General features: G+C 64.2%; 9 protein-coding genes. All 9 read right to left on the minus strand.

The genetic code is table 11. From position 1 onward, the window contains the following. Positions 1–247 precede the first annotated feature (247 nt). The 9 genes from OXI69_02795 to OXI69_02835 are packed head-to-tail and all read right to left on the minus strand — an operon-like array spanning position 248 to position 11,257. The gene (locus OXI69_02795) at positions 248–1,048 is read right to left on the minus strand and encodes a hypothetical protein (GenBank protein ID MDE2665060.1); all 801 of its coding nucleotides are present in this window, start codon (positions 1,046–1,048) and stop codon (positions 248–250) included. Between the two features lie 4 nt (positions 1,049–1,052). Next, on the minus strand, positions 1,053–1,931 hold the full coding sequence (locus OXI69_02800) for a hypothetical protein (GenBank protein ID MDE2665061.1): 879 nt from the start codon (positions 1,929–1,931) through the stop codon (positions 1,053–1,055). Between the two features lie 38 nt (positions 1,932–1,969). Then, a complete protein-coding gene (locus tag OXI69_02805) occupies positions 1,970–2,806 on the minus strand; it encodes a hypothetical protein (protein ID MDE2665062.1) in 837 nt (278 codons plus the stop codon). 9 nt (positions 2,807–2,815) lie between these two features. After that, the gene (locus OXI69_02810) at positions 2,816–4,015 is read right to left on the minus strand and encodes a fibronectin type III domain-containing protein (protein ID MDE2665063.1); all 1,200 of its coding nucleotides are present in this window, start codon (positions 4,013–4,015) and stop codon (positions 2,816–2,818) included. Next, the gene (locus OXI69_02815; protein MDE2665064.1) at positions 4,015–5,145 is read right to left on the minus strand and encodes a hypothetical protein; all 1,131 of its coding nucleotides are present in this window, start codon (positions 5,143–5,145) and stop codon (positions 4,015–4,017) included. Before OXI69_02815 ends, OXI69_02810 begins: the two co-directional genes overlap by 1 nt. A 4-nt stretch (positions 5,146–5,149) precedes the next feature. Further along, positions 5,150–6,967, minus strand: a complete 1,818-nt coding sequence (locus tag OXI69_02820) for a glutamate mutase L (protein MDE2665065.1) — start codon at positions 6,965–6,967, stop codon at positions 5,150–5,152. Further along, the gene (locus OXI69_02825; GenBank protein MDE2665066.1) at positions 6,964–7,329 is read right to left on the minus strand and encodes a hypothetical protein; all 366 of its coding nucleotides are present in this window, start codon (positions 7,327–7,329) and stop codon (positions 6,964–6,966) included. The genes OXI69_02820 and OXI69_02825 overlap by 4 nt, the downstream gene beginning before the upstream one ends. Continuing rightward, positions 7,326–7,745, minus strand: a complete 420-nt coding sequence (locus OXI69_02830; GenBank protein ID MDE2665067.1) for a hypothetical protein — start codon at positions 7,743–7,745, stop codon at positions 7,326–7,328. The genes OXI69_02825 and OXI69_02830 overlap by 4 nt, the downstream gene beginning before the upstream one ends. Positions 7,746–7,768: 23 nt before the next feature. Continuing rightward, on the minus strand, positions 7,769–11,257 hold the full coding sequence (locus OXI69_02835) for a hypothetical protein (GenBank protein ID MDE2665068.1): 3,489 nt from the start codon (positions 11,255–11,257) through the stop codon (positions 7,769–7,771). Positions 11,258–11,504: the final 247 nt, after the last annotated feature.

Here is an 11,504-nt window from a genome sequence, read left to right on the forward strand (position 1 = left end):
CTTGAGGGGGAGTCGGTGAGACAAGGGCTCCGCCCGCAGTCGAACCGGTGGGGGGGACGGAATCGGCGAGATCGCCAGATAGGAGATCCAGCCCACAGTGGAGCAGGTGGGGGGCTCAGTCTCCCAGGTTCGTAACAGGCCCCTGTTTCACCCTGTATGATCCGCCCGGAATGGCGGGGACCGGTTGAACTGTGATCTGGATGGGCTGGGTGTTGCGGTTGTAACAGGCAGGCGGGTCTGCTTGCGGTCAGGGTCCGATCACCTGCAGCCAGTCCACGAAGAGGAACTCCATGCGGCCGACCAGCAGGGCAATGCGGCCCATGACGGTGTAGCCGAAGGCGGCTCCGAAGGTGATCATGAGGATCCAGATTCCTCCGCGGGAGACTTGGCCCAGGAAGCCCTTGTGCTCGACGGAGAAGAAGAAGTAGATCAGGGCCGCCAGCAGCCCGAACACGGTTACCAGGGCTGTGAGGGTCCCGATCCAGTCGATCCCCAAAAAGGCTGTCTGGCTGGGTTCCACCAGGGGAATCATGGCGGGTGAGACCTGCTTGGTGAAATCGCTGACCAGGTACCTGGTGAGGTTGGTGCCGGCGGCCCAACCCACAATGACCGCCAGCGGCCAGCGGGCGATCCAGGTTCCCTTGGGCGCCAGCCGCCATAGCAGCAGGCAACCCAGAACCAGTTGCACCAGGGCCATGCTGCGGTCGACGGGGTCCACATCCAGGGGGACCTGGGCCATGTGTTCGTTCACGAAAGCGGGAGCCAGTCTCCCCAGCATGTTGGGAATGAGCTGTTGCCAGATGCCCTGGACCATCCAGTAAGCGGCCGAAACACCGATGAAGAGCGATTCCGCGAAGCGGTAGAAGGGGTTGTCGTCGTAGAGAAAGCTCAGGATGGAGAGGGTCAGAAAGGCCGCGAACCAGGTGCCCAGGCCCGCCCCGCTGACCCAGAAGCCTTCCATTTGCCCCAATGCGCTCCAGACCAGGGCAAACAGCACCACCAACCCTACCGCACCCACCACCAATAATCGCCTGGTCTGCTCGTTCATTGACTTACTTTTCCAGAGACTTCCGCCGCTCACGCGACGATCCGCGTGAGGCAAAGTAGGCGATGTTCCCCACCACCAGGAACAGGATGATCACCAGGTGGGCCAGGGTCTGGGGACCCATGCGTCGAATGGCGGCAAACCTCTCCGTATCCGTCCCGTAGGCTTCGGAGTACCCCTGGATCAGGAGGGATTCGTACTCGGCGGCCGCCTTGAGGCCGCCCATGATTCCGCTGAGCTGTCTCGGGTAGTAGGGGTAGAGCAAGGGCGCCTGGACCGCGGTGACCCCTCCCGCGACCGGCACGCCGGTGCGATCGCCCCCGAACTGGATCCACTCCTTGAGTCCGGGGAACCCCCCGCTGATGTTGAGGATGAGATCCATGTCCTTGAGCCCCTTGACGTTCTGCATGATGGGGATCTCGTCGATGGGCGTGCCTTCCACGTCCGACTGATAGAGAGTGCGAAAGTCCGACACCACCACCTGGATGACTCCCTGGCCACCCGGCCTGAAGCCCAGCATGACGTAGTCCCGGCCATAGCTGTAGTCGGAGAACTCCTGCTCCAGCACGTGATCGACCGTCTTGAGCGTCTGGGCCTGGCCGGTGGCCCACAGGCACATGAAGAAGAGCTTCTGCTTGCGGCGGCAGAGGTGACGGACATAGCTGTCGGCCATGGGCTGGAGCTCGGGCTCGCTTTCGGGGCCGTAGTCGAAGGGCAGCAGCACGTTGGAGCCGGGTGGAAGTTCCTCGATACGATCGTAGATGGCCTGGACCTCCGGGGTGGCGACTTCGTCGATGGTCAGGTCGAAGGCCAGAGGGATCACGACCGCCAGCATGATGAACAGGAAGATCCAGCGCCGGTCGATGGCTTGCAAGCGTTCCATCATCGAGGGTGTTTCCTTTTGAGCCATGCGGAGGTCCTGTCCTAGTCGTTGTCGCTTCCCAGATAAGAGCGTTCCACTCCGAGGATGAGTCGGAGCGACATCGAAATGATGCCGAGGCAAATGCCGATCATGATGGCTCGCTGACCCGCCAACTGGGGCACGACCATGATCCAGTTGACCAGGTCGGGGACGGTCAGGAGGTAGAAATCTCCTCCTCCGGCCAGGATCAGATAGCCGTAGAGCGTGCGAATCAGCACAAAGGCGCCAACCGCGCCGATCAACGAAAGCGAGACCCAGCGCTTGGAGCGGTATTGCTCCCATGCAAGGTAGGCCAGCAGAGCGCCGAACAGCAGCTCGAGAGAGCCCGGCAAGGTTTCGGTGAGCGCCGTGCCCACCAGCGTCCGGCCCAGCAGGATGATCAGGGCCGCGATCAGCAGGACGGTGGCTTCCCGGTTCTTGGCCCGGAAGGCCCGATAGGAGGCCGAAGCCACAAAGAAGGCCAACAGGGAGAAAGTGGTCGCCGACAGGGGAAGGAAGCAGTAATCGTAGGCGGCTTGAAACCAGCTCCCTTCGGCCTCCAGGGCGTGCTTGACTCCGGAAGGTCCTCCCACCTTGAAGAGCCCGACGGCCAGCATGGCGAAAAATCCCGCCATGGTGACCGCGCTGTACCCCCAACCCGGCTCCGAACGGGAGATTTTGGCCAGGTGGATCTTGGCCAGGTTGCCCCCGCCCAGCATGAAGGCGAAGGCGGCCAGCACGTCAAAGGTGATGGACAGGCTCTCGTTGAGCTGGTCGAAGGGCGGGTGGGGGATGAAGGCCTCGAACAGCATGATGACCCCCACCACAAAGGTGATCAGCAGCGGTATCTGTCGTCGCATCCGGGCTTCCTAGACGAACATTTCCAGCTTGAGAAAATCGACCACCGACTGAAGGCTTCCGCTTCCGGTCCACAGCGCCACGGTGGACGCCAAACTCCCCAGAACAATGGCGGCCATCACGATCAGCTTGCCCACATCCTGCCCCTTGAGACTGCCCAGTTGCTTGGGGTCGCCGCTCAGATAAGCGCTGGCCGCAAAGAGTTCCTCGCCCATCAGCGTGTAGTCGCAGGCCGCCACGAAGAAGGGAAGCTGAGAAGGCATGGCGGTGCCGGCGATCTGGATGGCGCCGATCCGGTTGCCGGTCTCGGCCAGCAGCAGCGACTCGGCGAAAAAGGCTCCCATGTAGAGGCAGGTGGCCGGCTCGTCCCGAAGCAGCATGCCGTTGACTCCGGCGACGTAGCCGAACTGCTCGTCGGTGAGGTAGTGGACCATGTCCTCGTTGTAGCTCTCCGGGCGGCCGGCTTCCAGGTAGGCCTGCTTCACCACCTCTCTGCCGGTGGTCATGACCAGCGAGCGGCTGACCGGAACGTCCAGCCTGGCGTCGTACTCGGCGATGGTGCGGGAGACGTATCCCAGCAGGGTGAGGCCGGCCAGGGTTTGGACGTTGTCCATGTCCATGATTCCCGGCACGAACACGACCGGCCGCCCCATCTCGGTGGCGCGGCCCACGGCTTCGTCGACGGCTTCCAGGCCCGCGATCTTGCGCACGAACAGTTTGCGGCCTCGGGTCGCCAACTGGATGAATAGGATGACAAAGAAGCAGATGGTGCCGCCGATGATGAGAATCCACAGTTTGTTCCAGTCGAACCACTGGGCCCTGGATTCTCCGCTCACGATCTCGGAGTCGGCGCTGGCCTCGGCCGTTATGGCCACCACCTTGAAGGAGTAGCGGACTCCCCGTTCGGCGCTGGAGAATGTCAACGTCTCCTCGCCCGGACCCACCGTTCCCAGTGACATCCAGGGGGCCTGGGCGTCGCCCGAAGCCCTGTCGCCGGGCAGGCGTGACCGGAAGACTTCATAGGAGTGGACGCCGGGGTCGGGAGAGTCCTTCCAGCGGATCTCGATGGCGTGCCCCGAATCGTTGGGTACATCCAGCGCCTGCACCCGGGTGGGTGGGGCCGGTGCCTTCGAAGGAGCGTCCTGGGCCTCAAGCAGGGGACCCAGCGCCAGGGCGGCGTACCATAGAGTCAGCGTACACAGCAGTTTCATCAGTCGCGACCCTCGATAATCTCGACATTGGCCCGGGGCACCGAAACCGGCTCCTCCAGGCCCTCCACCCGCACCGAAACCACCCTGGCCCTGGACTCCGAATCCAGCCGGGACGGCTCGGAGGGCAGGGAGGCTACCCGGCCAAGCTTTCCGAACCAGGGGTTGCGGATAATGCGGACAGTGCTTCCGACATCCATGCCCTGCTCCCCGGGCCGATCCGGTGACTGCGGAGCCGCGCCTTGAAGGGGGATGATCACCTCGGGGCGAATGACCCCGGCTCGAATCTGGGTGGCTCCGTTGATGGAGGCCCGCTGTCCCTGGTGGCGCTTCAGCAGCCTGAAGGTGCGAGGCGCCATGTCGATTCTTCCAAATCCCTCGGTTACGATCAAGGTAACTCCGAGATTTTCATGACCGGTAATGGCCACACCCAGGTCATGGCCCAGGAATCGGCGCAGGTCCTGGTCATCGAATCCTCCCGCCACCACGCCGCGGATGCCGAGCCGAACCGCCTTTTCCAGGGCGGCTCCCGTGACCAGCGATCCTCCCACCACCACCCGGCCCTGCAGGTCTGCCGAGAGTGAATCTTCATCCAGGACCTCCCGGGGCGAGGAGGAAACCATGGCAATCTCACCGGTGGCCTCGCCTCCGATGCCGAAGATCCCCTGGATCAGAGTGCCGCTGCTTTCGACCACCACCCCCTGGTCGGGCACCACCTCCAGCACCCGGCCTTCGATATAGGCGTCGACTTCAATGGGTTGGGGCGGTCCTCGCAAAACCACCTGTCCGGTGACTCCGGAAACGCTTTCGACCGTTCCCTCCAGGGTGGCTGTCGCTCTCGAGGTGAGCAGGCCGAAGAGGGACTTGGCTTCGGCAATGACCTCACCCTGGCCCACCGGCTCCCCCTCCTTCTTGAGCATGGCGCCCGGCACGTCGCTCTGATCGACCCCCATCTTGTTGGCGACATTGACGATTTCGACCTTGCCCGGGAGGAAGGTGCGGGCCACCACCTGGTGGGGCTGAACCTGGGCTCCCTCCTCGACCACCACCTCCCCGGGGATGGGCAGAATGCGCCTGCGGTGGAGCAATTCGTTTTCGGTTACCTTGAGACCGGGAGTGTAAGCGTGGGCCATGACTTCAGTGGGGGATCGCCTCCGGGGAGTAGACCCCGAGTTCCTCGATCCAGGTTTTCAGAGCTCCGATTCTCTCGACCGGTTCGGAGGGGAACGACAGAGGGCGCCCCCGGCAATCGACAATCAGGCCGACGGTTCCCCCTTGGACGGTGGCTTCCAGGGGAACGCCTTTTCCGGGTCCGAGGTCGAAATCGCGGGCGGGGTCCAGATAAACCCGAGCCTCGGCTCCCGTCTCCAATGGGTGCCGGCGAATCTCGCCGAACCGGAGGGTCTCCCGTCTCTCCTCGCCTCCCGGAAGCTCCAGCCGGTAGGCCAGCGCCGGCCGGCCGGGTCTGGCCGTGCCCCGGGGGGCGATGCAGGTGCCCAGGACGATCAGGCAGTCCTTCTCGAAGACTTCGGTGGCCGCGCGTGCATGCACCTGGGACAGGACGCCCAGGTGGGGCATCATGAAGATGCTGTCCTTGGCCAGGCGGGTGATCCCCTCCGGGAGGAAGGAGTCGATCAGCATCATGGCGGTCTGTTCCGGTCGGGGCGCGTGAGAGAGCACGCCGCCGGAAGCCACCAGCAGGTCCAGCTCCATCATATTCACCAGGGATTCGATTCCCGCGTCCTGCTCGAAGGAGTCGGCGATGGTGCGTTGCTGCTGCACCCCCTTCAACCGGGTGGCGAAGGACCGGTGCTGGATGAAGGCCAGGCGTAGCGCCTCTCTGGCGACCGCCTGTTCGAAGACCAGCTCCTCGGCCGTCTGGGGGATGGTGGTCGGCCGGATCATCTTGTTCTTGATCCGGTTGCGCAGATCCCGCTCCTCCATGGTAAAGGGCATCCACCGCATGACGTTGGCCAGTCCGGCTTCGGCCAGCACGTTGGAGATGGAGTAGCTCATCCCCAGGTTGGCCGACACCGTGCGGTTGAATTCCTCCCCGAACACGCTGAAGATGTCGGTGGTGGCCCCGCCGATATCCACGCCCACGGCATTGATGCGGGCTTCATTGGCCACGCGCTTCAGGATGGCCCCCACCGCCGCCGGAGTGGGCATGATGTCGGCGTCCACCCATTCCATCAGCTTGGCGTAGCCGGGCGCCTGCTGCATGACGTGTTCCAGGAACAGGTCGTGGATGCGCTCGCGGGCGGGCAGCAGGACTTCTTGTTCCAGGGTGGGGCGGAGGTTTTCGACGATGCTCAGACTGGTCTTGCCGCCCAGCACCCGGGTCACCTCATCCCGGCGGGACCGGTTGCCGGCGTAGATGACCGGCAGGCGATAGTCGGCTCCCAGTCGCGGCTTGGGATCGGCAGCCGCAATGGTCTCGGTAATCTTGACCACCTTGTCGGTGCGGGCCCCGTCGACCTCGCCGGCGATCAAGATCATGTCCGGCCGGAGCTGGCGGATGCGTTCGATGCGCTCGTGGGTCAGGCGCCGGTCATTGAGGGCGATGACGTCCATCACAATGGAGCCGGCCCCCAGGGCGGCCCGTTCGGCGCTTTCGGCCGTCATCGACCGGACCACTCCGGCCACCATCATCTGCAGGCCTCCCCCGGCGCTGGAAGTGGAAATATAGAGATCGCATCCCTCCTCGCCGCTGGTGGGGCGTATGATCCGGCCTTCGGAGTCCAGCAGCTTGCGGCCCGAAAGTTCCGCCAGTTCCGTCACGGCGTTGAGCACTCCCAGAGTGACGTCTTCGAAGGGGGCTTCCACCGTGGTGGGAGCCTCGCCTCGATGGGTCTGGCGGTACTCGTCCCCCATCTTCTGGATGAGAATGGCCTTGGTGGTGGTGCTGCCGCAGTCTGTGGCCAGAATGACTCGGATGTCTTCCAAAGGGGTCACCCGGCGGCTCCGTCGAGGTCGTTGGCGGAGGAGGGGGTTTTGCCTGCCGCCCGATTCTCGATCTCCTGCAGCAGGGTTTCGACGCTTTGCCGGCGCTCCAGGATGCGCCGGACCCGTCCATAGTCGGTGGCCGCAAAGAGCCCCCGAACCACCGGTTCAAAAAAGGCCATGGCCTGGCTCCCCAGGTAGTTGAGCGGCTTGGCCGACTCCAGGATGAAAAGGGCCGGCGTTTCCAGGCGCCGCCTCACGATGGCTTCCGCAATTTTCTCCAGCAGACGGCGTTCCTGGTCGGTGAGCGGCTCCTCGTAACGCTCCAGGGAGAATGCCTGCTGCAGCCTGTGCCTCCAGGAGGGCTGCATCATGACATCGACCTGGCTGGAGTCGGCCGGTTGATCTTGCTCTGCACGAAACGGACTACCTCCTGGCGGTCGGCGCCCGCGAACCGCAGGTAGAGGCCGCGGTGGGATTCCAGGCGGCTGCGCTCGGGAAAGGGACTCAGCAGCACTCCGTGGGCGTCGACCCAATAGGATCGGCAAAAGGTCCAGGGTTTGTGCCGCCGGTACCAGAGGATACGGCTGGTAACACCCTCCTCGCTGAGTTGATAGGTGGTGGGCAGCAGGAAGTCATGGACACCGACCAGCAGCAGGGCTACCGACAACAGGGTCCAGCCTGGACTCCCGGTTCCCAGAAAGACTGCCGCCGCCGTGGCGGCAACGACCGACACCAGCACCAGGATCTTCCAGGGAGCTTGTTTCAGGGGCATACTCACCCAGCGCACGGAAGTCTCCTTCCTCTCATTTCTCAACGGGCCAGAGCCTTGTAGTAGTCCTCCACCTGCTTGCGGTAGGTGGGTGGTGCCTCCTCGTCCTTGACCAGGTGAATGGGGTCGGTGCCGCCGAGTTGCTGGACCTTGCGGCTGAGGTCGAACTCCAGTTGGCGCAGTCCTTCGATGACACGCCGGCGAAGTCTTTCCAGTTCCAGAGGGTCGTGCAGAAAGCCGAGAGACTTCATCTGTTCCATGCGTTTCACCATGTTTTTGATCTGGGCCGCCAGATCGGTGTCGCCGGCCAGACTTCGGCCCAACTCCCGGGCCTCTCCCAGGCGGTGCTGGAACTCCTTCTCGAACTGGCGGGCCTCTCGAGGCGTCAGCGTCGTGGGCGGCGGCAATTCCCGATCGCCGAAATTGACGGCCGCGTGGCCCCGGCCGCGGCCCGACTGTCTCTGCTCCCGGCTCTCACCCGCGGCCGACCGTCCCGCCTGCGACTCCGGCTGGATTCCCCGCGGCCGGTTGGTCTCGGGAGACTTGCCGGACCCGGTCCCGGAAGGGCCTCCCGCCCGGTCGGCGCCTGAGCGGGCCTGGCGGTCCTCAATCCGTCGCTTCAGAGACTCCAGGCTGGACAGCAGGTCTCCGGCCTGCATCAGTGCCCGGCTCAGCCTCTCTTCGGCCGATGGTTTGGCCGGGCTCCTGCGGGCGGCCTCACCGGCCTCGGCCACTTGATCCCGCAGGTCCGAGAGGGCCGACTGGATGCGTTCCTCGTCCTGTCCGGCCAGGTCCAGCAGACCCAACTGCAGCAACTGCCTGCTTTGGGCCATCTGTTCGTGCAGTCCGCGGTTCCGGATGGACTGGCCGGCGGCCCTCAGCCTTCGCGAAGCCTCGGGCTGTTGGAGGTCGGCCTGTTTGGCCGTGGAAACGAGCCGGCTTTCCATCTCCCTGAGTGACTGTTGCAGGCCGGTCTTGTCCTTCAGGATGCGCCGTCTTTGCTCCAGCAGAGGCTCGATGGGATCCTCTCGAGCCACGCCGGCTTTCAGACCCTCCAACTCCGATCGGATGTGTCTCTGCCGCTGCACCAGATCGCGGGACTGGTTCCGAAGACGACCCAATTCCGAATCCAGGTCCGTCCGGCGTTGGCGATCCAGCGCCGAGCCGGCCTCCCGGATCCGGCTCAATGCCTGCAGACCCCGGTTCTCCGCCTGGCTTCCCGCGGCGCCCCTGAGTTTCTGCATTTCCCTGGCCGCCTGCTGCAGGCGTTGGCTCACCTCTCGCAGGGAAGGACTTTCCATCTCCCTGGACAGTCGTTCCAACCGCCTGGCCAACTTCTCGGCCTCGGCCTGCAGCATCCCCTGCCCGGATCCTTCCGCCCCGCGGAACTGCCTGCCGGCGCTCTCCAGCATCCGGCGACGACGATCCTCGTTGATCTGCTGTTGCCTCCGGGCCAGTTCCTGCAGCTTGCGGGTGGCTTCGTCCATCTGCCGGCGTGAATCGGAGGAACCGGCCTGCTGCTGGACCTCGTATTGGTTCTTCAGCTTGTCCAGTTCCAGCTCGAACAGGCTTTCCAGTTCCTGGGCCCAGGTCGCCCGGCCCTGGGCTCCGCCCCGAGCCACCTGGACTTCCTTGTAGAAGGTCTCGGCCCGCATCAGGTACTGGAGTGCCCGCTGCTGGTGGGGAACGGCTTCGTCGGGGGCGCGTTGCGACAGCGATTCATGGGACGGAACCATGGACCGGACCGCCTGGACCAGGTTCTCGGAAAACTTCTGAATGTCCTGGTCGAGGTCGGTCAGGGCCCTTCGCTGGACTCGGTCGGCCAGGGACTGGGTGCGCTGCTGCAGCTTGAGCTGCAGTTCTCCCACCAGCCGCAGGGAATTCCGATATTCTCCCTTGTCCAGCCGCTTTCGGTCTCGGATCAATCCCCAGGTGGCTACCAGGATCTGCTTCTGGCGCCGGGAGAGCAGCGAGTCCATGCTGCCGGAATCCACGCCCTGCCGGGCCCCCGACGGGCTCTGCTGGTATTGCTTGCCGAAGGGACGCACTTCCAGAAAGTAGATGTCGCTGGTGGTGGTCGCGAGGGCGTCGGAGGCCCGGGCGAAATAGCTGACGAAGTCCCCCGGCTGGAGATCGAACTCTTCCAGGAAGAAGGTGTGGGTCGCCGAGATCGAACGGGGGAGTCCTCCGCCCCTGGGTTTGAAAAGGTCTATCTTGGCCGTGGGCGCGCCGTTCAGGGCGTAGTGCAACTCCAGGTTCCTCAGGCCGAAGTCATCGTCGGCCCTGGCCTCGGTCAGGACCTCCTCCAGGGCGGTGGCCTGCCGATCCCGCCCCGGCCGGGTCCAGGCCACCTGGGGAGGTTGATCCTGGAAGGCCGTAATGGCGTAGGCATGGGATTCGACATTCTCGCCGGTCCAGTCCTCGGTGAGCTGTATTCTATAGGTCGAGTCCCTGGAAACCTTGATTTCCCCGATGACCGCCGGTCCCTCTGCCTTGCGCATCGGAATGGAAGTTCCGTCTCCCAGCAGAATGCGAGCCGAGTCCGGTTCCAGGTTGAGGTGGGCCTTGACCTCGACCCGAGTGCCTCGGAGGGCCTCGATGTCGCCGCCGTTGTTCTCTGTACGCCGCGGCAGGCCGGTGTAGCCCGGGAAACGGTAGGTCAGGTCGATTTGCCGAACACGAGCCGTCTCCATGACCGAAAGCTCATAGGCCTCGGACCGAATGTTTCCGGCCTGGACGTAGTAGCCGATGGGTTCGGCGACATCCACAAAGGAAAACCCGTACCGGTTGGCGCCGGCCTCGGCCGTCATGGGCTGGGATTTCCAGCTTCCGCTGCGGGCGTAGCGGAAAAACAGGTGGACCTGTTCCGCCTCGAAGCCCTCCAGCCTGGCCGTGACGGTCTGATCCGACCCCTTGCGGATGCGGGTGTCGCCGGGCGACACCTCGATCCGATAGAGCGGTGCTGCCCGGGGCCACCATCCATCGGCATAGAGCTTCAGGGTCGCGTACCGGAAATGGGACGGTCCGAGGAGTTGCAGCAGGACGAAAAGGAGCACCAGCCCGGAGCCGACCACAACGGATTGCAGGGGTTCCCTGCGGTTGAAGATCTCTCCGGGTTTGACTGTCCGGATCTGGCGGGCCGCATCCCGCAGCAGGAGGGGCAGGAACGGGTGAGGTCGGGCATTGCGGCCTGCCGGGGATGTCAGCTCGGTGGCCGTGACCAGGCGATCCTGCAGTTGCGGGTAGCGTTCCTCGATGGTACGGGCGATCCGAATGTCGCCGATCCGTCGGGCCAGGGGGCGCACCACCAGCCAGGCCAGGGAAACCCCGATGACGAGCAGGGAGGACCAGCGGGCCAGAAGGAGGGCCTTTTGACTGTAGTTCCAATAGTCGACGCCGGTCACGGCGGCAGTTACCACCAGGAAGGAAAGGCCCAGCCACCAGGCAAGGCCCCGAATCGAAGCGATGCTCTTGAAACGCCGGTGGACCCGCCGGATAGTGGTCTGCAAGCGTTGCTGATCTGCAGTCATGGATAGGAAAAGTACGCCACGCCCGCCGTCCTGCGGTGCTCAATGGGTCTGGCCAGTTTCTAAACTGTTGCCTTGCTGGTGTCCTGTCTCAGAATTAATGTTGCCATCTCCGATGGAGGTTCCACCGGGAAACGGGCGGTAGGATAGGCCCGCTGCGTTTCAGCCAACAGGTACCATTGTGCTCACCCTCCCCGGAACCTCCATCGGCCCTCCGGGTTCGGGCGGAACGGCACCGTCTTCGTCGTCG

The sequence above is a fragment of the Acidobacteriota bacterium genome, assembly GCA_028875575.1.
In the GTDB taxonomy this organism is placed as follows: domain Bacteria; phylum Acidobacteriota; class Terriglobia; order Versatilivoradales; family Versatilivoraceae; genus Versatilivorator.

What these genes read in the sequence shown, in the direction of transcription:
- OXI69_02800 (MDE2665061.1), bottom strand. Translation starts at nt 1,931, where the DNA reads ATGATGGAACGCTTGCAAGCCATCGACCGGCGCTGGATCTTCCTGTTC.
- OXI69_02810 (MDE2665063.1), bottom strand. Translation starts at nt 4,015, where the DNA reads ATGAAACTGCTGTGTACGCTGACTCTATGGTACGCCGCCCTGGCGCTG.
- OXI69_02815 (MDE2665064.1), bottom strand. Translation starts at nt 5,145, where the DNA reads ATGGCCCACGCTTACACTCCCGGTCTCAAGGTAACCGAAAACGAATTG.
- OXI69_02835 (MDE2665068.1), bottom strand. Translation starts at nt 11,257, where the DNA reads ATGACTGCAGATCAGCAACGCTTGCAGACCACTATCCGGCGGGTCCAC.
- OXI69_02825 (MDE2665066.1), bottom strand. Translation starts at nt 7,329, where the DNA reads ATGATGCAGCCCTCCTGGAGGCACAGGCTGCAGCAGGCATTCTCCCTG.
- OXI69_02795 (MDE2665060.1), bottom strand. Translation starts at nt 1,048, where the DNA reads ATGAACGAGCAGACCAGGCGATTATTGGTGGTGGGTGCGGTAGGGTTG.
- OXI69_02805 (MDE2665062.1), bottom strand. Translation starts at nt 2,806, where the DNA reads ATGCGACGACAGATACCGCTGCTGATCACCTTTGTGGTGGGGGTCATC.